Origin of the sequence: Halobacteriovorax sp. ZH5_bin.2, assembly GCF_043196375.1 — a bacterium.
Classification (GTDB): domain Bacteria; phylum Bdellovibrionota; class Bacteriovoracia; order Bacteriovoracales; family Bacteriovoracaceae; genus Halobacteriovorax_A.
On sequence record NZ_JBEBMJ010000003.1, the window covers coordinates 48889 to 70584 of the forward strand.

15 protein-coding genes and 1 tRNA gene are annotated in these 21696 nt (G+C 36.7%); 11 read left to right on the top strand and 5 right to left on the bottom strand.

Annotation, left to right across the window (positions count from 1 at the left end):
* Positions 1-6 precede the first annotated feature (6 nt).
* The 4 genes from ABMA76_RS08690 (at position 7) to ABMA76_RS08705 (ending at position 5308) form a co-directional block, all read left to right on the top strand.
* Positions 7-1008 (top strand): FHA domain-containing protein, encoded by a 1002-nt coding sequence (locus tag ABMA76_RS08690; protein ID WP_392909717.1) that lies wholly within the window; start codon positions 7-9, stop codon positions 1006-1008.
* Entirely contained in the window at positions 989-3232 is a 2244-nt protein-coding gene (locus ABMA76_RS08695; RefSeq protein WP_393061379.1) for an FHA domain-containing protein, read from the top strand. Before ABMA76_RS08690 ends, ABMA76_RS08695 begins: the two co-directional genes overlap by 20 nt.
* Positions 3229-3972 carry a PP2C family protein-serine/threonine phosphatase gene (locus ABMA76_RS08700; protein ID WP_392909719.1) on the top strand — a complete coding sequence of 248 codons (744 nt, stop codon included), beginning with the start codon at positions 3229-3231 and terminating at the stop codon, positions 3970-3972. The genes ABMA76_RS08695 and ABMA76_RS08700 overlap by 4 nt, the downstream gene beginning before the upstream one ends.
* A gap of 73 nt (positions 3973-4045) precedes the next feature.
* A complete protein-coding gene (locus tag ABMA76_RS08705) occupies positions 4046-5308 on the top strand; it encodes a response regulator (protein ID WP_392909721.1) in 1263 nt (420 codons plus the stop codon).
* Here the strand turns inward: ABMA76_RS08705 and ABMA76_RS08710 are convergent, their stop codons facing one another.
* Positions 5309-5977 carry a biotin--[acetyl-CoA-carboxylase] ligase gene (locus tag ABMA76_RS08710; protein ID WP_393061381.1) on the bottom strand — a complete coding sequence of 223 codons (669 nt, stop codon included), beginning with the start codon at positions 5975-5977 and terminating at the stop codon, positions 5309-5311. It abuts the gene before it with no gap.
* A 44-nt stretch (positions 5978-6021) separates the two neighbouring features.
* On the opposite strand from ABMA76_RS08710, the gene rph reads away from it, so the two are divergent.
* From rph to ABMA76_RS08725, 3 genes are all read left to right on the top strand, one after another.
* Complete coding sequence (rph, locus tag ABMA76_RS08715; protein WP_392909723.1) at positions 6022-6729, top strand: ribonuclease PH; 708 nt, start codon at positions 6022-6024, stop codon at positions 6727-6729.
* Entirely contained in the window at positions 6729-7304 is a 576-nt protein-coding gene (rdgB, locus tag ABMA76_RS08720; RefSeq protein WP_392909724.1) for an RdgB/HAM1 family non-canonical purine NTP pyrophosphatase, read from the top strand. The genes rph and rdgB overlap by 1 nt, the downstream gene beginning before the upstream one ends.
* 70 nt (positions 7305-7374) lie before the next feature.
* Positions 7375-7451: transfer RNA gene (locus tag ABMA76_RS08725), tRNA-Pro, on the top strand.
* Between the two features lie 15 nt (positions 7452-7466).
* Here ABMA76_RS08725 and ABMA76_RS08730 read toward each other — a convergent pair.
* Positions 7467-7919 carry an Lrp/AsnC family transcriptional regulator gene (locus ABMA76_RS08730; RefSeq protein ID WP_392909726.1) on the bottom strand — a complete coding sequence of 151 codons (453 nt, stop codon included), beginning with the start codon at positions 7917-7919 and terminating at the stop codon, positions 7467-7469.
* Positions 7920-7993: 74 nt separating this feature from the next.
* Between ABMA76_RS08730 and ABMA76_RS08735 the strand changes: the two genes are divergently transcribed.
* Positions 7994-8587, top strand: a complete 594-nt coding sequence (locus ABMA76_RS08735) for a LysE family translocator (RefSeq protein ID WP_393061383.1) — start codon at positions 7994-7996, stop codon at positions 8585-8587.
* Between the two features lie 33 nt (positions 8588-8620).
* Here the strand turns inward: ABMA76_RS08735 and ABMA76_RS08740 are convergent, their stop codons facing one another.
* On the bottom strand, positions 8621-9754 hold the full coding sequence (locus tag ABMA76_RS08740) for an HD-GYP domain-containing protein (protein ID WP_393061385.1): 1134 nt from the start codon (positions 9752-9754) through the stop codon (positions 8621-8623).
* A 229-nt stretch (positions 9755-9983) separates the two neighbouring features.
* Between ABMA76_RS08740 and smc the strand changes: the two genes are divergently transcribed.
* Both smc and ABMA76_RS08750 read left to right on the top strand, forming a co-directional pair.
* Positions 9984-13667 (top strand): chromosome segregation protein SMC, encoded by a 3684-nt coding sequence (gene smc / locus ABMA76_RS08745; protein WP_393061387.1) that lies wholly within the window; start codon positions 9984-9986, stop codon positions 13665-13667.
* On the top strand, positions 13667-14257 hold the full coding sequence (locus tag ABMA76_RS08750) for an outer membrane lipoprotein carrier protein LolA (protein ID WP_393061389.1): 591 nt from the start codon (positions 13667-13669) through the stop codon (positions 14255-14257). The genes smc and ABMA76_RS08750 overlap by 1 nt, the downstream gene beginning before the upstream one ends.
* Here the strand turns inward: ABMA76_RS08750 and ABMA76_RS08755 are convergent.
* Positions 14238-16196 (bottom strand): transglycosylase SLT domain-containing protein, encoded by a 1959-nt coding sequence (locus ABMA76_RS08755; protein ID WP_393061391.1) that lies wholly within the window; start codon positions 16194-16196, stop codon positions 14238-14240. The two genes, ABMA76_RS08750 and ABMA76_RS08755, sit on opposite strands and share 20 nt — an antisense overlap.
* A gap of 143 nt (positions 16197-16339) precedes the next feature.
* Between ABMA76_RS08755 and rimO the strand changes: the two genes are divergently transcribed.
* Positions 16340-17725: a 30S ribosomal protein S12 methylthiotransferase RimO gene (rimO, locus tag ABMA76_RS08760; protein WP_393061393.1), complete on the top strand. Its 1386-nt coding sequence runs from the start codon at positions 16340-16342 to the stop codon at positions 17723-17725.
* 9 nt (positions 17726-17734) lie between these two features.
* Here rimO and ABMA76_RS08765 read toward each other — a convergent pair whose 3' ends face one another.
* A complete protein-coding gene (locus ABMA76_RS08765) occupies positions 17735-21502 on the bottom strand; it encodes a putative Ig domain-containing protein (RefSeq protein WP_393061395.1) in 3768 nt (1255 codons plus the stop codon).
* Positions 21503-21696: the final 194 nt, after the last annotated feature.

Here is a 21696-nt window from a genome sequence, read left to right on the forward strand (position 1 = left end):
ATATAAATGGTTGCCGCAATTAGAATGACAAAGAATTTATCTTCCCCAGAGTCTTCTGGGCAGTACCATCGTATTATCTGTATGACTGGGAAGAATAAAGGTATTTGTTATTACTTAAATGGTAATCGAATCGTTCTTGGTCGTTTAAGTTCAAACGACATTCAAATTCTTGATACTCAAGCTTCTCGTGAGCATATTGAATTAACACGTGTAAATAATGAATACACGTTAACTGATCTTAAGTCACAAAATGGTGTGATGGTAAATGATCTAAAGGTTACTCAACACAAGCTTAAATCTGGCGATAAAATAATCGTTGGCTCGACTGTTTTCAAATACTCTTTTATTGAAGTGAAAGAAGAGAAGGCCCTCGTTGAATATGAAGACCCTGAAGATGATGAGGATGAAGACGAGGAAGAAGAGGAAGAAGTAAAAAAGAAGGCTAAGCCTAAGAAAAAAAAGGGCCCTGCTACTCCTGAAGAGAAACGAAAGAAGTTGATCTATATAGCAGTTGCTGTCATGGGGTTACTCTTTTTTATGGACGGGGACGATACTAAGACAAAAAAGGCCAGTGTTAAAAAAGAAGGTAGTACAATTATTGACTCTTCAAATAGTAATACCGGTCGCAAGTATGTTGAGGACTTCGAAACACGAGAAAAAGTTGAAGCCTATATTCATCGTGGTAGACGTGAGGCACGAGAAGGTAATTACTTTAGGGCCATGCAAGAGTTCAACTTAGCGTTAACTCTCGATCCAAATGATGGGAATGCTGCCTATCACTTAAATATTGCAAAACAAAGGCTTGATGAAAAAATTAAAGATATGTTTGATCAAGCAACTAAGAATAAAGATTCTTTGAAGTATAATAGAGCATTGGGAACGTACTGTGCAATCTATAAGCTTTTAATTGAATATAAGACAGATGAACGCTTTATCGAAGCTAAGAAAAATGTTGAAGATATGGCCGAAAAATTAGGGATGAAAAAGAGTGATAATTACTGTTTCTAAACATGGAACAATTCTTAATCGTATTGAGATTAATGATCAAGTGATCATGGGGCAGAGCTCTAGTTTCCTAATTGGTCGTTCTGAAGAGGCCCTCGTTCATTTAGATGATCCTCAAATTTCAAGAAGACTCGCAAGCCTAAATTTTAACGGTGTAAGTTGGACACTCAATAAACTATCAACTTACGATACTGTTTTAGTGAATAATGCACCTATGTTTCTTGAAGAGATTCCTGTCTCAAGTGGTTACTATCTTGTTTGTAATGATTATAAGGTTTTATTTGAAAGCCTTGAAGTCGAAGAACAGGTAGTTCAAGAAAGCGTGGAACCACAATTACCAGAAGATGATTTTGGAGAAGTGGAGCCAGAAGATTCTGTTGAAGAGGAAGAGACTGTCATTATTGATGACCCGATCGATAACTCATCCGATTTTGAAGAAGAGACTCAGGCTTTTGATGCTCCGACGCAAGACTCTAACGATGAAGTTCAAGATGAATTCAGTGCTTCTGAAAATATAGAAACCCAAGATGCTGGTTTTGATGAGTTTGGTCAGCAAGAAGATGGCTTTTCTGAAGGCTTTGATGAAAACTACGACGAAAACTATGACGGTGACTATGACGATAATTATGGTGATGAATCATACGATATTGATACATTAGATGATGATGTAGGAGATAAAACTCAAGTTTTCTCAGGCTTTGCTAACTTTGTTCTTGAGCTATTTGGTGAAGATGTTCCTTACGATCATTTTAACCTTGAGTTACCTGAGACTTATATAGGACGAGATCCAAGTAAATGTCAGATTGTTTTATCAGACCCTGAGGTCTCTTCTGTTCATGCAGTTCTCAGAAAAAATAAGATCACGTGTGTTTTAGAAGATTTACAGTCGGCCAATGGGACTATTCTAAACGGTAAGAGAATTAACCAAAAAGAAATCACAAATGGTGATGAATTCATTATAGGTTCGACGACTTTTACAGTTAAAATTGCAAGTGACTTTATTAAAAGTCAGCAAGATATGCTGATGCCTGTTGAAGATAACCAAGTTATTGAAGTCGAAGAAGTTGTTGAAGTATCAGAAGACGATGAAGGCTTTGATGATCTCGAGTTATCTGATAATCCAGCGGCCAGTGAAGAAAAATCTATTATAAAGCGAATTCTAAACGACCCAGAAAAGCGTAAGAAAGTTCTAATTTATACTGTCGTACTACTTGGTGTCTATATGTTCTTATTCCCTGATAGTGGAGAGAAGCCAAAAGCGACAGCAAAAGATAAACAGGCAAAAGAGCAAAAGAAGAAACAGGTTGTAACTTCTATCGATAAGAAGCTTACAAAAGAACAGCAGGAAAAAGCAGAGGCCCTCTATCAGTTAGCAACTCGTTATGCTAATGAAGGAAATGTTGCAGAAGCAATCACAGAGTTTGAAAGGCTATTTCTGATTACTAAAGATTATAAACAGGCCCAAACTTTTTATCAGCTCGCCAAAGATAAGTATGCAGAGCTTGAAAAGGCAGAGCTTGAAAGACGTGCTGAAGAAAAGAGAAAGCTCATTCAAGCTAAGGTGAAGAATCTACTCGATAAAGCAGCAGATGCGGTAAAAGAGCGAAATGTCACTTTATCTCGTGGGTTGTTCCAACAAATAAAAGAGCTGGATCCAAATAATTATGATGTTGCTAACCTTGAATTAGAGCTAGATTCTTATATCAAAGAAAAGAATCGAAAAGAACTTGAAGAAGCTCAGAAGAAAGCGGAAAGACAACGTATGGTTGATGCACTAAAACCAGGAGAAACACTCTTTCTTCAAGAAGAGTGGTTTAAGGCCATTGGTGCTTTGGAGTTATTCATAAGTGAAAAGTCGATGGATGAAGACCTCATGAAGAAAGCAGTGGATATGCTTAAGAAGTCTCGTCAGAATCTTAAGAATATTACTGGCCCATTACTAGGAAAGGCCCGTTCATTAAAAGAGGCCGAAGATCTTAAGGCTTCTTATGAAGTTTTTAAAGAAGTCTTACGTTATAATCCTAGTGAACTGGATGCCCAAAGTGAACTGGATGATATTAATGATACATTAACGAGAAGGGCAAGAAAGGTATATCGACAGGGCTTAATCTCAGAGTCTCTTGGCTCTTTTGAAGATGCTCGTGAGAAGTTTCAAGAGGTGCAACAAATTTCACCTATTGATAACGAATACTACCTTAAGGCCAGTGAAAGGCTGAAAAATCTATGAGAGAAATCCAAAGCTTCTTTGCTAGAACACATCAGGGCCCTTATTTAAATCTAAATGAGGACAATACTTTCATTAATCTTAAACAAAAGATTTTTGGAATTTTTGATGGCTTTGGTGGCTCTGGTATATCAGATAGAAATTTAGAAAGTGCTAAAAGGTCAATTGACTCATACTTCTCAAAACTATCAGGTGATCCGAACGCGACAATGCCGTACTTCTATTCACCGCAGTATGTATTAGAAACTAATGCCTTAGTGAATGCAATGTTTATTGCACATAAGAATCTTCTTGATATCAATAAGAGTAAGCCCCTTAATGATAAGGGGGGAGTTTCCGCTGCTTTAACTATGTTGTCTGAGAATATTCTATCAATCGTTTCATGTGGTAATTGTTTAGTTCTCATGTATCGTGATGGGGATCTGTCACTAGTTAATACTCCTGACTGTGTTACACAAATTTCAATTTCAGATAATTCACATCAAAAAAGTACATTCCCTTTAGTTGCTCTGGGTTTATATGAGGATATTGCTCCTAAAATTTGGGAGTTAAATGTCGAACCAAATGATCGCATTATAGTCTTGAGCGATGGTGTCTATGGAAGCCTAAGTCTTCACGATATTAAGAGAATCATTCAAGAATCTTCTCAAGATGAAGTTATTCAGATTAATAATCTTTTTGATGGGGCCAATCGTCGAGGTAATCTAGATAATCAGTCAGCTATTATCTATTCAATCATTTAGAAACATACCGTAATCATTAAAACTGTCTCTTGCTTAGCTGGATTTTTTGCGTAACAATATATTGAGGTTTTATATGAGTAAAAAGGTATTAGTTGCTGACGACAGTCAGACAATCCAAAAAGTAATAAATATTACATTCGCAAATCAAGATTTTGAAATTGTTTCAGCTCTTGATGAGTCAGAATTATTTTCAAAAAGTGATGATTTCGATCTTATCCTTCTCGATTTCGGCCTTTCTGATGATGGCTATAAGTTAGGAGAAGAGACTCGTAAGAAATTTCCTACAACGCCTGTATTAGCAATGCTTGGTACATTTGATATCGTTGACGAGAATAAATTACGCTCTAGTGGTTATTCAGATAAGGTTGTTAAACCATTTGAGACGGAAAAATTTATTTCTCTTTGTAATGAGTTAATCGAAAGTGGTGTATCTGAGATGGATACATTAAATGATGCTTTTGAAGATGATCAAGAAGATACTCAAGAAAGTTTTGAGAGCAATGACCAAGAAGAAGATAATTTTTCTGGTTGGGACGTTGATAGCTCAATTGCTCAATCTGAAGAAGATAAGACTCAAGAGTTTGATCTTACAGCTAATAATACATTTGATGGTGACTCTGAAGACATAGATAATAACTTACAGTCTGAATTAGATGGTTGGGGTTTTGATCCTACAAACTTAAAGGGTAGTGATGTAACAAAAGAATTTGATACACTTCCACCTGTTATTGAAGGTCTTCCTGAAGCCAAACAAGAAGATGCATCTTCTTCTGTGCTGGATGTAAGCAATTATTTTGGAAACTTGGATGACGAGCTGGGAGATGACTTTGATCTTCCAGAACCTGAAGAAGAGGAGTCTGAAGAAATAGCTTTTGAGGCCCCAGAGAATATTGAAGAAGTTGAAGACGATAAGTTTTTTGAAGCTTCGACTGATGATGACCAAGACTTTGAAGAAATTTCTGATGAGAACCTATGGGATGCAGATGAAGAGTCTTCTGAGATGTTCTCATCTCCTGAAGAAGATGAGCATGAAATCAATCTTTCATCAGTAACACAAATGAATGATGATTTCTCATTTGGTACATCGACGACTGCATCAATCAATACTTCAACTTCAGCAGCTCCTGCGACTGCAGCACCATCCGTAGACGTTGAAGAGCTTAAAGCTGAGCTTAGAAATGAAGTTGCACCAATTATTGAAAAATATGCTCGTGAATATTGTGAACAAAATATTGAAAAAATTATTTGGGAAATCGTTCCTGATCTTGCAGAAAATCTTATTAAGAAAGAACTTAAAAATATTAGTAAGCAAGTTTTAACTTCAATTTCAGAATAGTTATTTAATAATGAGAGAGCCTGTATAGGCTTTCTCTATTTTTCCTTGCACTTCAATGAGCGCTTCTCCAAAGCTCCCAATTCCTTTAAAAATACCTTCTATAACAGAGTCTTCGTCAACAATTTTAACTTCTTTGTTAAGATGATAGCATCTTTCATTCCATTGATTGATAGTCTCTTCTTCCGTAAGTCTGTTATTTAAAAAGTAATCATAGATTTTAAGTGGTAATTCTTTATAATCGATATCTCTTAACTTATTTCCAGGTTTTAACACCCCATATGTTTCATGAGGAAGTCCTCCATAGTTAATACCAATCCCAACGATATAGTTATCATCATCTTTATTAACTAAGATCCCCATAATTTTTTGACTATCTACATTGAAAATATCATTTGGCCATTTGAGAAGCAGCTTGTGCTCATTAAAATAGTTACTAAGCATTACAGCAACTTCAAGGGCCAGCAGAGTTGGCTTCTCTTGGGCCTCCAATTTACAAGAGAAACAAAGACTATCTTGTAGGTCTTCCCATTTATTAAGTCGACGTCCTCTTGCGGAAGTTTGAAGCTTGGCACTGACAAGTAATTGGTCATAATGGTGCGCTTCTTCAATGGCAATTGTTTGGGTCGATGGAATTTCTTCAAAATGTAGGTGTTTCATAGATTTTCTCATTATGTTATTATCGAACAATACTAATAAATTCAGAGGTATTCAATATGTCACTTATCGAACGTTCTACCCCAAGAGAAGTTAATTTTTCAATTAATATCAATCCATATGCAGCAGGTTCAGTTCTTGCAGAATTTGGTAATACTAAGGTTCATGTCACAGCTTCAATTGAAGAAAGTGTCCCAAGATGGATGAAAGGAAGTGGGAAAGGATGGGTAACGGCCGAATACTCAATGTTACCAAGTTCTACTCATACAAGATCAAGAAGAGAGCGCTCTAAAATTGGTGGCCGTACACAAGAAATTCAACGCCTAATCGGAAGAAGCTTAAGAGCAATCGTTGATCTTGAAAAACTTGGTGAGCGCATGATCACTCTTGATTGTGATGTTATGGTTGCCGATGGTGGAACGAGAACAACTTCAATCTCTGGAAGTTTCATAGCTCTTGAACTTGCAATCCAAAGTTTAATTGCAAGAGGTGAACTTACTGAAAGCCCAATTATTGAGCCACTAGCGGCAATTAGTTGTGGAATTAATGGTGAGGGTAAGATCATTGCTGACTTAAATTACGAAGAAGATTCAAGCTGTCATACAGATATGAATATTGTCATGACTGAGTCTGGAAAGTTTATTGAAGTACAAGGAACGGCAGAGGGAGAAGCTTTTTCTAGAGATCAAATGGATGCACTAATGGATTGTGCGGCCGAGTCTTTAAAAGTTGTTTTTGAAAAACAAAAAGAAGCACTAGGGAAATAATGAAAGAATTTATCTTAGCGACTGGAAATGCCCATAAGGCAGAAGAGTTTGCTGTTTTATTTAAAGAAACTAATATTACAATTAATGCAGCAGCCGCAAAACTTGATGTTGTGGAAGATGGAAATACTTTTCAAGAGAATGCTCTTAAAAAAGCACAAGCTTACTATGAGGAATTTAAGATACCTGTCGTCGCAGACGATTCAGGGATCACAGTTGAAGCTCTTCCTCAGGAGTTAGGAATCTACTCTGCGCGTTTTGGCGGGGAAGGTTTAGCTGATCGTCAAAGGGCCGAGTTACTTTTAGAGAAGCTAAAAGGTGAACAAAACCGAAATGCTTACTTTACCTGTGTCCTATGTTTTTATTTATCTCCAGAGGAAATATATTTTTTTGAGGGAAGAATGGAAGGCGAGATTTCAGATAGTTACATAGGTGATGGGGGCTTCGGTTATGACCCTGTATTTTGCCCTAAAGCCTTTCCTGATCAAACTGTAGCGCAATTAGAAGAGTGGAAGAATGAAAATTCTCACAGGGCCAAGGCCGTATCAGCTGCTATAAAGTTTTTTCAAGAACTTTAAAAAGGTTTAATTTCTGGGTTGCCAAAAAGGTTAAGATCACTTATAAATAGCCTACCCAAAATTTCAATGTCGGAGTATAGCGCAGTTTGGTAGCGCACTTGCTTTGGGAGCAAGGGGTCGCAGGTTCAAATCCTGCTACTCCGACCATTTTAAAATCCCTTTCTATTTTCTTTTATCTTTCGGTGACTCAAGTACAACGTATGTTGATATTGAATTTACTTGTGGAAGTGTTCCAAGAACATCTGTGTGAAACGTCTTATAAGAAACAAGGTCAGTCGTCTCAATTCTTAAAATATACTCAAAGCTTCCTGTAACATTGTGACACTCGATGACTTCAGGTGACTCAGCAATGGCCATCTCAAAATCTTTTTGTGACTTCTTTGTGTGAACAGAAAGACCAACAGTTATATAGGCCGTAAAACTTGTTCCAAGCTTGGCGCGATTGATTCTTGCACGATAACCTGTGATGATCTTTGACTTCTCAAGTTCTTGAACTCGTCTAAGGCAGGCCGAAGGTGAGAGGCCAACAATTTCCGCTAAATCAGAATTACTGATTCTTCCGTCATTTTCTAATTCTTGCAATATTCTTTCGTCAATGGTGTCAATTTTCTTCATATGTTGCAAATTATCCCTTAATTGTATAGTTCTTTGCAATAAATTTATTCTTAAAATGGAGTAAACTGTGCCCTATGAGCACGACAAATCTATACCCTCTTTTAGCTTTTGCCTTTGTTTCCGCTATTACGCCGGGACCAAATAATATTCTCTTGATGTCTTCTGGGGCCAATCACGGTTTTAGAAAAACCATACCTCATATGCTTGGGGTTTATTTTGGTTTTATCTTTATGATCGCGGTCATTGGTTTTGGTGTCGCTGATATTTTTGAGACCTATCCAGGTATCCAAAAAATTATGCAAATGGCATGTGGAACTTACTTGGCCCTTCTTGCTTTTAAAATTGCATTCAGTACTTTTGCAAAAGAAGAAGCTCAAATAAAAAAACCTATGTCATTCATTGAAGCGGCAATGTTTCAATGGATTAATCCTAAGGCATGGACGATGGCCCTTTCAGCAGTGGCCATTTATACAAATGGAAATACACTAGGTGTTGTTGCTGTGATTCTTGCTTATAGTCTTGTTGATATTCCTGCGATTTCTGTTTGGGTATTTGCTGGACTGAGACTTAAGTCCTTTCTTGAGAAAGGATATCGTTTGGCCATCTTTAACATTGTCTTGGCCGTACTTTTATTCGGTTCTCTATTTCCCGTTTTAGTTTTGAAGTAAAATAACGAGTAGAGGAAGAAATTCCTCTACTCGTTATTTTGTAATTTTATTTGGATTATCAGAAGCTTTGGTAAAGTTCTCACCAAGCTTTTTAGGTTGTACTTTTTGAATCGGAAGTTCAGCATGAGCAATCTCTGTGTTGAAGTCTTCTGGAAGTTCAATCATTGTCTTACCTGTGAGTAGAACCTTTGAAACTTTCTTTACAAAGAAGTCAAAAATCTCAGAATCAATCTTCTTACCAACAGTTCTTTTCATAATCTCTAGTGCATCCTCAATCGGAAGGGCCTGTGAATATGATCGTTTTGTTGTTATGGCATCGAAGAAATCGGCAATAGAAACGACTTTAGAAAAGATATGATGATCTTCGCCTTTGATTCCTTTTGGATAACCTGAGCCATCAATATTTTCATGATGTTCAACGATGACTTTTTCAATCGACTCTTTCTTAAGACCTGGAAATTCAGGGTTTGCTTCTCGAAATAATTCAACACCGAGCTCTGGATGTTTTTTTATTTCTGCAAACTCTTCATCTGTAAGATTTCCTGTCTTATTTAATATTTCTGTAGAAATTTTTGTTTTACCTAGGTCATGAAGAAGACCACCAAGTCCAATCGCTACCAGGTCTGCTTCACTTGCTTTAGGTTTAAGTTGTTTATAAATAAGAACACTGTACATGCTTACATTGATAGAGTGGTCATATGTGTAGAAGTCATGAAAAGATAAATCTCCAATAAGTTTTTTTAGACTATTGATATCGTAGTCTTTGATAACATCTACCATGGCCTTCATTGAGTCATGACAACCATCGAGTGCTTCCCCAAGAATCTCAGTATTGAATTCTTTTCCAGGGTTAAAGATATCATCTAGGTGTTTTACTGCGGAGTCTTTGATAACAGAAACCTTATCAATAGATTCTATGTTTTCATCTTCGGCCAGTGACTTTAGATAAAGTCCTCGTTCTGATTCAAGAACATGGATTCTCTGATATTTTCTAAAACCTTCAATATCCTCATCATTAAGTACTTCACCGGGGCGCACTATTTTTACGTAGTGATCCTTTCCTTTGACCGTCGAAGAGTTGATGTAGATATTGTATAGAAGCGGCTTTTCTCGTACTACGAGGTGAAAGTCGATCGTAAAATAAACTGTTTTTGAGTTGCTATCCATTGCACTTTTATCGGCATAATTGGTGTTCAGGTAAAGTGCTAGTACGAAATACGTACAAGTAAATATATTGTGTTAGTTCTTGTTAGGATTTGAGCATGCTAAGTGCCTGAAAACACATTTCTTATTTAGCGTAACTGAAATTTTAAAAGTGTACGATTAGGTGCTTAAAATGGTACATTAAGGCCTACACAACACACATTATAGAGATAAATTGACGGAGTGAATCAAAGTGCAACTGAAAAGACTAATTATCCAGGGCTTTAAATCCTTTAAAGATCGTACAATTATTAACTTTGACGATGGTATTACTGGGATCGTTGGGCCAAATGGATGCGGTAAATCGAATATTGTTGATGCCTTATTTTGGATTATGGGTGAGCAATCAGCTAAACACCTAAGAGGGAATTCGATGAAGGACCTTATCTTTGCAGGTTCTTCAAAATATAACCCTGCTGCATGGGCTGAAGCAACTCTCGTTTTAGAAAACACGCATGGAAAGCATATTCACATTGGTGGAAAAGTTGCAAACCCTTCTGAGATTCAACTAACAAGAAAGCTTTATAGAAACGGTGATACAGAGTACCGTATCAACGGAGAGCCAGCTCGTCTAAAAGATATCCAAGAAGTATTTATGGATACAGGTGCTGGTGCAAAATCATATTCGATTATCGCACAGGGTGAGATCAACAGACTTGTTCAAGCAAAGCCAGTTGAGCGTCGTACAATGATTGAAGAGGTTGCTGGTATTACGAAGTTTAAAGTTCGTAAGAAAGAATCAATGAGAAAGATTGAGGCTACTGAACAAAACCTTAATCGTCTAAATGACCTCACAATTGAAATTGAAAAGAATTTAAAGTCTCTACAAAAACAAGCTGAGAAAGCTGAAAGAGCTCGTACGCTTAAAGATAGAATCAAACGCACTGAAATCTCTGTTGTTGCACATAAAGTATTCGAAGATCTTCGTGAGCTTCGCGACGGTAGTGCTGAACTTCTTGAAAAGAAGGCCAATCTTGAAGAGTGGAGTATGAAGAAGGATTCTCTTGAAATTTCTCTTGAGGAAGAGCGTTTTGAAAGAGAAGAGAAGACTGCAAGAATCGATGAGTCTCAAAAAGAAAGAAATGAAGTATCAAATAAACTAGCTGCTGCAGAAGAAAGACTAAATGCTCTTTGTAAGTCTTTAACTGATAAGGAAGAGCAACTAGAGCAAAGACAAAAAGAAATTGATGAACTAGCTCAAGAGATCGAAGAGAGACTTCTTAAGAAAGAAGAGATTGAAACTGAGATCAACGATGTCATTACTTCTTCAAAAGAAGATTATGACTATGAAGCGGCAAGTGAAAAGCTTGAGACGCTTAAGTCTGAGTTAGAAGATAGACAAGCGCAAATTAGCGAGCTTGAAGAAGAACTATCAATTAAGAAAGAAGAGCTTGTTAAAATGGATCAACAAGCTTTCCAAAATAACTCAAAACTTGAAGAATACGCTGCAACTCTTCAAGACCTTGCAACAGAAATTGAAGCAATTGAGAAACAGTACTCAGGTGTTTCAAGTGAACTAGCAAAGGAAAGAGATGATGTTATGGCCGCTAAGAATTTAGTGGAAGAATTAACAGAGTCTGAATTAACTCTGAAGGAAACGGTAAACGAACTTACACAAAAAGATCGTGAACTTGAATCTGAGCTTAAGAATTTAACGAAAGAACAAATTACAAAGCAATCAAGACTTTCTTCACTAAAGGAAATTCGCTCTTCACTTGAAGGTGCAAAAGAAGGTGTTTCTAAATTCCTAAGTGAAGTGGACTCTGATAAGTACAATGTTCTTGGTAATATTATTAAGTGTGATGATAAGTATACAAAAGCTGTAACAGCTCTTTTAGGAGAGTTTCTAGAGTCTCTTGTTACTTCAGAGAGTGACTTATCTCTTCTTAAAAATTGGGTTACTGAGAATGATGAAAATGCTCTTGAAATCTTACTAGCTGATAAGTCTGCAGATATTATCTCTGCTGAAGCTCGTGAAAGAATTCAAGTTAAGCTTGGAGCAGAGTTAACGACTCTAAGTGATATCATTGAGCTTCCTGAAGAATATAAAGCAAAGCTTACTCCATATTTATCAAGTCTATTTATTGTTGAAACTCTTGATGTTGATAAGGTTGTTTCACTAGAGAGTTCAATCTCATTTGGCGGAATTTCAGACATCAGCGGTAATATCCAAGTACGTAATCGTCAAAATGCAACAGTTCTTCATGTTAAGGGGTCTAGTGAGCAGGGACAAAGTGCTATTGAGAGAAATAATACAATTGAGGCCCTTGAAAATGAATTAGTAAGTCTTAATGAAAAAGTAGCTAATCTTGAAGAAGAGGTGACAGCTTCAAATGAATTACTAAGAAGTAAAGTTGATGAACTTGAAGACTCTCGTCTTTCTCTAAGTGAAGCTCGTGCTGATTATGCAGCTAAGAACTCTGCTCTTGAGTCTAAGCTTGCTTCAATGGAGTCGGGGAATACAAGACTTGATATCTTAAAGAATCGTAAAGATGAAACCTCTAAGCTAAGACTTGCAATTCTTGAAAAAGAAGAGTCATTCAACAAGGATAAATCGGAAGTTGAAGAGGCCATCGCAGATATTAGTGAAAGAGTTCAAGATCTTCGTGATAGCTATAATGAAATGAATGAAGTTTATGAAGCTGATCGTGAGGTATACGTTTCAAAACAAGTTGAGGCCAAGACATTTGAGCAACGTGTAAACTCACTACGTTCTCAGTCTGAAGATATTGAAAAGCAAATTGAAAAACAAAACCTTCGTAAGGAATCAAATACTGAGCTTATCACTAAGCTAGAAGGTGAACTTGAAAATATGCAAGTTGAGATCGAAGAGCTTGAAATTTCTAACAATGAAAAAGCAGATATCCTTGCAAGTAAAGATGAAGTCCTAAGTATTATGAAGGATGAATTCTCTGAACTTCTACTTGCGATGCAAGAAAGAGAAGATCAGGTTAAGGAACTATCGAAAAATATAAATAAGGCAGATAAAGAAGTTGCTGAAAAAGAAGTTCGTCTTGAGAGATGCCTTAACGAAGAAGAAGAAAACGTTCGCAATATCTTTGAAAAGTATCGCGTAGACCTTCGTGAGTCCCTTGGACGCTACCTAGAGTATAATGAATCTGACTTTGAAAAACTTAATGATGTTTCAACAATGTACTTTATGGAAACTGAAAATGGTCCAAAAGAAATTGAAAAAGAAACATATGAATTTGTTCGTAAGTACGGTCAAGACCTTAAGGATCAAGGATTTAAGCTTAAGAACTATAAGTCTGAATTTGGTCGCCTAGGGGAAATTAATTGGCAAGCAATTGAGGACTACGATAGACAAAAACTTCGTTACGACTTCCTAAAGGTTCAAGAAGTTGAACTAAGAAAGTCTCTAGAAGATCTGCAAAATGCAATCGATCATATCGATGAGAAATCAAAAGAAAGATTTAAGGTTGCTTTTGAAGAAGTTGATATGAGGTTTAGAAAAGTTTTCCCAATCATCTTTGGTGGAGGGGAAGCTCGCCTTGAGATCGTTGGTGATATTGATGATGCTGAATGTGGTGTTGATATTATCGCTAAACCACCTGGGAAGAAAATGCAGAATATTAACCTAATGTCTGGTGGTGAAAAGGCCATGACTGCGGTTTCTCTAATCTTCTCGATCTTCCTAGTTAAACCTTCACCATTCTGTCTACTGGATGAGGTCGATGCTCCACTTGATGACGCTAACGTTGGACGTTTTAATGAACTTCTTCGTGAAATGAGTGCTGAGTCACAGTTCATTCTTATTACACACAATAAGAAAACAATGGAGCTAAATGATACACTTTATGGTGTAACAATGCAGGAGCCTGGTGTTTCGAAGGCAGTTTCGGTACAATTACAGTAATGAAAAAGCTACTACCACTTTTAATTATTTCTAATATGGCCTTGGGATTTGTCCCAAGGTCTTTTTCGACTCAATATAAGCAAATTGTAAAAAATCAACTGACGGGAACTCCAAAAGAGTCGACTGGACAATTTGATTACGAGTACCCTGGTAAGCTTAGGCTTGAACAAAAGGGATCTGATGCACTTGTTTATGTAACAAATGAGAAAACAACTTGGATTAAAAGAGACGGCTTTATGCCAGGTGATCCAGCTGAAGTAATTATTCATAAGGGTAGCGACAAAGGCCTATCTAACTTTTTTGATCTTTTAAAGAGTGGCCTAAAATCCAATAAGAATTACAAAGTTAAAGATGGGGCAAGTTATAGTGTTCTCATTTTTACAGAGGCTTCTGTAAAATCAACTGGTGTTGTTGAAACAAAGCTAACTTTTAAGGGCAAGAAAGAATTTTCTAATATTGCTTCAATTGATATTAATTACGCTGATGGAAAGGTTGTTAAGCTTGAGCTTAGTAACGTTAAGAACGAAAGCTTTAAGACAAAGCACTTCATCCTTAACGTTCCAAAGAATGCTAATGTGTCATATCAATAAAACCACTACGGAAGAAATTTTCTTTCAACGTTAACGGCTCATTACTTAGAAGACGAGAGTAAATAAGATAGTTTCTAGCGACCAATTTTACATACTTTCTCGTTTCTTTATAAGGGATCTCTTCAATAAACTCTAAGTCTGGAAGGATAATACGGCTTCGCCAACGGCGAATTGGTGTTCCCCCTGCATTGTAGCTTGCAACAAAATCAATAAAATTATTGTTTCTTCTCTTCATAAGCTCATTTAATAAAAGGCTAGAAAAAGTAATGTTGATATTTGGATTATATAAATCCTCGTATCCTTCGTACGGAATTTTGTAGCGACGAGAAAGCCTCTTTCCTTGTTCTGGAATTAATTGAAGCAGCCCGAATGCATCTGCAGGTGATCTTGCATATTGATTAAATGCTGACTCTTGACGTGCAATACTCATCAGCAGTGGTGTTGTTACCGTTTTTGAGCGATTGTTTTCTAAGAACTCTTTTTTAAATGCCAAAGGAAAGGCAAATTGCGGATCTTCCTTTAAGATCTTCTCTTGTGTTTTAGAGTCCTCTCTAAAGAACTTGAAAATCATAATATTGTAGTACTTGGCAGCATATAGATCACTAAAGCTGACTTTATCATTACTATCAATAATTTTCTTAGCAAGATCAGTGTTCCCAAGATAAACCGCCCATGCCAGCTCATCAATTGAGATATCAAATTTCTCGCGGTAATCGATATGCTTGAGCTTCGTATGATTCATATGAGCGATCTGACCATAGTAACCAAACTGATCTTCTTTTTGAATTCTGAGAAGTAATTTTTGGGCTTCATCAAAACGATTAAGCTTTTTTAACCCCACAAATTTCCAGTAGAGAAAACGATAGTTGGGTTCATCGCTATTCTTTTCTTCATAGCGATCAAACCATTGAATCATCTCTTCATAATTACCAGCTTTGTAATTTGTCCAAGCTACATTCCATACAATGCTTTCAAGATGCTCATGCTTTTCTTCTACTGCTGCATAGGCTTTCTTGTAGAACTTAATTGAGCGATCATATTTTCTTAGATCTTCAAAAATTCCACCTATCGTATAATAAGTTGTGACGACATACTCTGTTGGAACCTCTTTAAATAATAGGAGGTTTCTTAGGACTCTTACGGCCCTTTGAAGATTGTCTTGTGTCCAGTAAATTCGAGCGAGACGAATTGTGTACTCGGCGTGTTTCTCTTTAAGCTCTTGGCTCTCTCGATTCTTTTGTAGGTACAGTACGAGGCTTCTGATATTATCTCTAAAGCTATCGTTCTTTCTTTCTCTCTTATATGAGTGAGCAAGCCTAAACCATGCCTCGACTTTATCTTCTTTAAGAGTATCTTTATCGCGAATGATTTTTCGGTAATATGTACGGGCCTTAACGAATTGGCGATCTTGTTCAAAACTTTTGGCCACATCTAAGTAGTTTTCACGTTGTGGCTCTTTCATATAGCGAGGTGAGACATCAATGAGTTTTTCATAGATTCGTTCTTGTAGCTGGCTACCATCTTCGAACTTTTTCATAGCATCAATTAAGAGTCTTTCAACTTCACCTTTGGTATTAAGGTAATCGACCTTATTTAAAACCGCACTGGCATAGACCTCAGTATAATATGTCTTTGAAATAATCGCATCGATAAGCTCTTCTCTGGCCCAGTAAGGATAAGCTTCAGTATTTTTATACTCTTCACTTAAATCCTGAATGCTCTTTGTACAATTCTTGTGGTAATTAGCGTGGAGCCAAGGGCGTAAAGGAAATTCTGTATGTAAGAACTTTCGATACTCATCACAGCTAACTGAATTGTTTTTACTAATTTTAGATAGCAAATTTGTTAGAGCACCATCTTGTGGCTTGGTTTTAGGAGGTCTTGTTAAATTTGTACAAGACAGGGCCAAAATAAATGTAGTTAGTAAGGTAAATCTCATTAACTACTAGGATAGGCCTTTAAGTAACTTCCTTCAAGTATCTGAAAATAGGAATTTCTATTCCTAAAAAAATTACATAAGGCATTGAAAAAACGTCGGTTTAACACTATAAGTACCTACTTTAGCTATACATGGAGAATTATATGTCTGAGATTTCATCTCAAGTTAACCAAAAATTTAATGACCGTACGGTTTATTTTACTTCACTAGGGTGTTCAAAGAACCTCGTAGATGCACAGGTTATGCTCGGGCATATGGGACTAAATGGTTTTAAAGTTGTAACGGAACCTCAAGACTCCGAGGTAATTGTTGTTAATACTTGCTCATTTATTGAGGCTGCTAAGCAGGAGTCTATTGAGATGATTCTTGATCTTGCAGATTATAAAGACGAAGAGGTAGGTAATTGTAAGGCCCTTGTTGTTTCTGGATGTATGGCCCAGAGATATTCAGATGAGCTTGAAAAGAGTCTACCAGAAGTTGATATGTTTATTGGTACAGGTGAGTATAACAAAATTGTTCCACTCTTAACTGCACTTGAAAATAATAAGCTAGAGAAAAAGTCATTTGTTGAGGTTCCAAGATTTATTCACACAGAATTTGATCCAAGACTTAATACTTCTCCATTCTATACGGCATGGCTAAAGATCTCTGAGGGGTGTAATAGAAATTGTACTTTCTGTATTATTCCTACTCTTCGTGGACGACTCCGATCACGTACCGTTGAATCTCTTGTTGAAGAAGCGAAGAAGCTGTCTTCGACAGGTGTTAGAGAGTTAAATCTTATTTCACAAGATCTATCTGATTATGGAGTGGATCTGAGTGATGAAAATAACTTATTTGAACTCCTATCTGGTCTAGAAACTGTTGATGGAGTTGATTGGGTACGTCTGTTTTATTTCTACCCAGATGAACTTACTGATGAAGTTATTGAAAAAATGGCGACTTCTTCAAAAGTTTGTAAGTATCTTGATATGCCAGTTCAGCACTTTTCTGACTATGTTCTAAAACGTATGAACAGAAGGATTACTGGTGAAAAAATCATGGAACGTATCACAAAACTTCGTGAAAGAATCCCTGGAATCGTTCTTAGAACTTCAATCATCGTTGGATTCCCTGGTGAGTCTGAAGAGGATTTTGAAAAACTCCTTGAAGGCATTAAGCAAGCTCGTTTCAACCATCTTGGTATCTTTAGATACTCAGATGAAGAAGGAACACCTGCTTACCGTCTAAAAGATAAGAATTCACAAGAAGTAATCGACGAGCGCTTTGATCGTCTTTATGAAGTTCAAAAAGAAATCGCTAGAGAGCTTAATCAAGAATTCTTAGGGCAGACGGTAGAAGTTCTTGTTGAAGGAACACACGAGGATACAGATCTTCTGATCGTTGGACGCCACTTTGGTCAGGCACCTGATATCGACGGTAAGGTAATTATCAATGACTTAAATGAGAGAGATTTAAAAATCGGTGACCTCGTTAAAGTTGAGATCACCGATGTATTAGACTTTGATTTAGTTGGTCGTGTATATTAATAGACTTTTTTATTCCCAGTCATAAGCAGGAAAAGGGGTTCTTCGTATACCTGTTAGGTTGCTAGCTCCTGCGTTATTAAGAAGTGGCAACGATAGAACTATTGATACTGAATCAATAACTTCTTTAATTATGTAATCATCTCCATTAATTCTAATGTCCATACCTGGATATAGATCAGTAGTACTTCCTACAGTGATCTCAGTTTCTCCAATTGAACCTGTAGCAGTCGTAAGTAATACGTATGCACCTGTTACTGTTGGAGCAGTCGAATCATTACAGCCACTATAACTTGCTGGCAAGGTGAAATTATCCCAATCGCTATAGTAGTTGTATGGTGTTCCGAAGGCATCATTTAGAGCAACATCCATTCCTGTTGGATCTGTAAGGTCAATTTCATTTAATGTATAGTCAGTATCCCAGTCTCTGATATGCAGATTGATTCGTCCAATAACCTGTGAAAATTCATTTAAACACTCAAACCCATACACTGGTTGTGCACCTTGAAATGGATCTAGAATTGCATTTACATTCGAGCTTACTGATGCTGTTAGCGAGTGAAGAATTCCCCCTTCCGCGTAGTACTCAGTAGAACCATCTGTACAAGAATTATTCGAATGATAATTTGCAATATAGCGGTTAGATCCAGCGCCGAGTTCTGCAGGAGAACTAAGAGTGGCTTCGTAATTAAGAGATGTATAAGATTCAGTAACGATACTCGCAAGGCCATTGTTTACTTCTGTGCCTAATGCATCTCTAATTGGACCATTAAGACAAGCATAAGCGTTACCACCACATTCTTGCGTTTCCACAACTACAGAGTTAGCACATGAAGAATTTGTACCTGCATCAGCATCAGCATCAGTAAATGTGAACTCTATTAATCCATATCTAAACGACCCTGTATCACAGTTAATATCATCATACTTACCACTACATAGGTCACTTAGTTCACCATCGAAATAGACACCGTTTACGTAGAGACCATCTTGAGAAAAATTTTTAATTGCAATCCCTGTGGCACCACCAAGTCCATCAGTTGTATTATCATCTGTTGCACCTGCACAATCTGTCGATGCACCAGTCACTTGGTGAATGATATAATTTGCTCCAGCACTATAATCGATATTACTACTTGTTGTTCTAACCGGCCTTCTTTTAAAGAAAGAGAATGGTTTATAGCGAACACTGTGACAAATACCAGGGCCAACATTTGCATTAAGCTTAATGTCTCTGAAGTATAAATTGTTTTCACCAATTTCAGCAAAGCAATCGATATCAACAATATCTTCGATATCCGAGACAGAACCTCTAGGGTTTGATACGATATCACGTTTCTTTATTCGACATTTGTTGAAGATATTATCTTCTCCATCCTTATGTACATAATACTTCGGTGTATTTTCAATTTTAACATCAACTTCGAAGTAGTCTTCAACTAGCATATTAAATGAAGAAGAAGATGTTCCTAAAATATTTGTTGCTGTGATTGTATAACTTTTTGATGCAGCAGCAACGGTAGGTGCCCCTGTAATATCACCAGTAGATTGATCAATTGAAAGTCCAGGAGGTAGATCTGGAGTTATCGTATAGGTGATCTCTTCTCCTTCTGGTAGAGTCGCTTTTATAATTGAATCAACACCTCTTTGAAGCTCAAATGTTGGAGTTGTCTCAAAGTCTGAAATCGTAGCGGCGTTAGCTGAGTATGGCCTAATTGACGAGAATGCTTCACCAGGTAGAGTCATTGTAATCGGTGTTCCATTGGTACTCTGGAGCATTCCAGTGTTTGTAGTACCATCTATATTCGAAATTAGCCAATTTGAACGGCCAGTATTTGTTAAGATATCCATTCCACTGATTAAAGAAGCAACATTTGAAAATTCACCAATTATAACAGGAGACCAGAGTTCATTTAATGTATATGCAGCTGCTGTGTCACAGTCTTCGAGGGCAGAAATTGAACCGATAAAGTTCTCGCTTGAGTTAGAATCATTAATATTTCTTGTTTGATTAATAAATAGATAATTTGCTAAACCAGCTTCTGTTGGGTTGCCTGTTACAATAGCTTTGGCAAATTTATCAGAAGGCGCAGAAGGAAATCTCATGCATAGAGCTGGTCTTTGAGCAATATACAGATCTGTATATGCTGCAGTATTGTTTATTTGAATAACATGAGTAAGTGCAATCGGATCAGTTTGAATGACCGCTTCTTCATCAAGAAATTCGTTATAGTTATCAAGTGAAGCATCTTTTACGAATTCACCATTAATTACCTGAACAATTAAGTATTTTTCATTACCATCAATATCAAGAATCTTTTTGATAATTCCAGTTGCTCCGTCTGATAGAGGAACAAATGCAGATGCAGCAATCTCTTGACCAACTGTAAAGTTAGAAACAGATTGTACTAAATTTTTTACTTTGAAGGCTACAAGCTGAGAGTACGATAAGTCATCAGGTGGATTAATAATACCAATATCAAACTTAAATGATCTCGTTGAAATATCATTCTTAACAGTAACAGTATATTCAATAGGAGACTGATAAGAGTGATCTGTGGCCCCTGATGTATCAATAATATAACCAAATAACGGACTATCAACATTCTTAACAAGTCTTAATGTTGAAGGTAGATCAGGTGTGATAGAAATATCTGTACTATTGTTATAACTGATATGTTCAGCTGTTGTTTCAGATGTATCATTAATTAACCTTAAGTTAATATTTGATCCAGGTTGAAAAAAGTATTTGATCTTTTCTATACTCGCTTCACTATTTGAGAATGGAAACGCATTGTCAATTAGTTCTCCAGGGTAAAGCGATCCTGATGAAAGTGTTCCGTAAATACTATTATTATTATCTTTGTATGTGATTACACCAGTTGCTCCACGCTCTGTTGTAAATGATTCATTAGTTAGCCCATTTTTTAAGAATCCACTATTATCATCTAATTGAAATCCTACATAAACTGGTCCTGTAAATGGAAACGCAACAGTATTAGTATTTGTTCCATCGTAGTTATAATAACATGTACCTGCGCTGAGGTAGACATCCCCAATTGTAGGTGTTGCCGGTGGAGCTGTCCCAATCCCCGTTCCTGTACAATTGAATGACTGTTCTGTCTCAAAAGTTATTCTTTCTGGAATAGGTGCTTGAATAGTTATCCTAGGCTGTGATGTTGTTGTAAGAGTTTGTGCCGTTGCACCTGATGGACTGTAAAAATTAAAATTAATCGCTGCAAGAGTAAAACTCCTAACTGGTGATACAGCGCTATTTGATATCTTTATTACTCCGGTTTGATTATTAGTCGTAAAATGAGCAGCATATGTTGTTGTGATATCTGAGCCAAAGTTAAACCCTGGATTCGAAATAGGATCTAAAAAATTATTTTTAGAGGCACTTGATAGTGAGAAAGAATTTTCTTCATCACCCTTGATAAGATAGTCACCAAACTCACCAGATGGTGCAATATGTGAAACTATATTTTTTCCAAGCGTCGCATTTGCTAAATTTAGATCACCAGTAATAAAGATGTAAGGGTTTGCATTGTCATAGAAAACAGAAGTAGGGTCTGTAATTTTATCTCCATCAATCTCATTTCCATTTTCATCGATAAAGTCACTCGGAGGATCGATTACTTCACCAACTGAGCTTGATGCATCATCACTGCTTGCGCCATCTTCTTTAAACTTCGTTAAGCTATCAGGCACACATGAAGTTGCGATGAGCAGAAGGATTAATATTAAATGTAGAGACGGTTTACCTTTTAACGTTTTCATAAGTTCATTATCGAATGATTCTTAAACAATCTTTACCTAAATTCATTAGGCCAGTATTAATCGATAGTTAGGGGTATTAATTGCCTAGAAGGTAGACACAAAATTGACAAATTTTGTTGGCTAAAATTTGCTAACTTCCTAAAAATTCGAAGCCCCATTATAATAGTGTTTATATTGATAAATACTTGATTATT

Bases quoted from the DNA above. Each gene is read 5' to 3' on its own strand.
- ABMA76_RS08690 (WP_392909717.1), top strand. From the start codon at position 7: ATGGTTGCCGCAATTAGAATGACAAAGAATTTATCTTCCCCAGAGTCT.
- ABMA76_RS08700 (WP_392909719.1), top strand. From the start codon at position 3,229: ATGAGAGAAATCCAAAGCTTCTTTGCTAGAACACATCAGGGCCCTTAT.
- ABMA76_RS08705 (WP_392909721.1), top strand. From the start codon at position 4,046: ATGAGTAAAAAGGTATTAGTTGCTGACGACAGTCAGACAATCCAAAAA.
- ABMA76_RS08710 (WP_393061381.1), bottom strand. From the start codon at position 5,977: ATGAGAAAATCTATGAAACACCTACATTTTGAAGAAATTCCATCGACC.
- rph (WP_392909723.1), top strand. From the start codon at position 6,022: ATGTCACTTATCGAACGTTCTACCCCAAGAGAAGTTAATTTTTCAATT.
- rdgB (WP_392909724.1), top strand. From the start codon at position 6,729: ATGAAAGAATTTATCTTAGCGACTGGAAATGCCCATAAGGCAGAAGAG.
- ABMA76_RS08730 (WP_392909726.1), bottom strand. From the start codon at position 7,919: ATGAAGAAAATTGACACCATTGACGAAAGAATATTGCAAGAATTAGAA.
- ABMA76_RS08735 (WP_393061383.1), top strand. From the start codon at position 7,994: ATGAGCACGACAAATCTATACCCTCTTTTAGCTTTTGCCTTTGTTTCC.
- ABMA76_RS08740 (WP_393061385.1), bottom strand. From the start codon at position 9,754: ATGGATAGCAACTCAAAAACAGTTTATTTTACGATCGACTTTCACCTC.
- ABMA76_RS08750 (WP_393061389.1), top strand. From the start codon at position 13,667: ATGAAAAAGCTACTACCACTTTTAATTATTTCTAATATGGCCTTGGGA.
- ABMA76_RS08755 (WP_393061391.1), bottom strand. From the start codon at position 16,196: ATGAGATTTACCTTACTAACTACATTTATTTTGGCCCTGTCTTGTACA.
- rimO (WP_393061393.1), top strand. From the start codon at position 16,340: ATGTCTGAGATTTCATCTCAAGTTAACCAAAAATTTAATGACCGTACG.
- ABMA76_RS08765 (WP_393061395.1), bottom strand. From the start codon at position 21,502: ATGAAAACGTTAAAAGGTAAACCGTCTCTACATTTAATATTAATCCTT.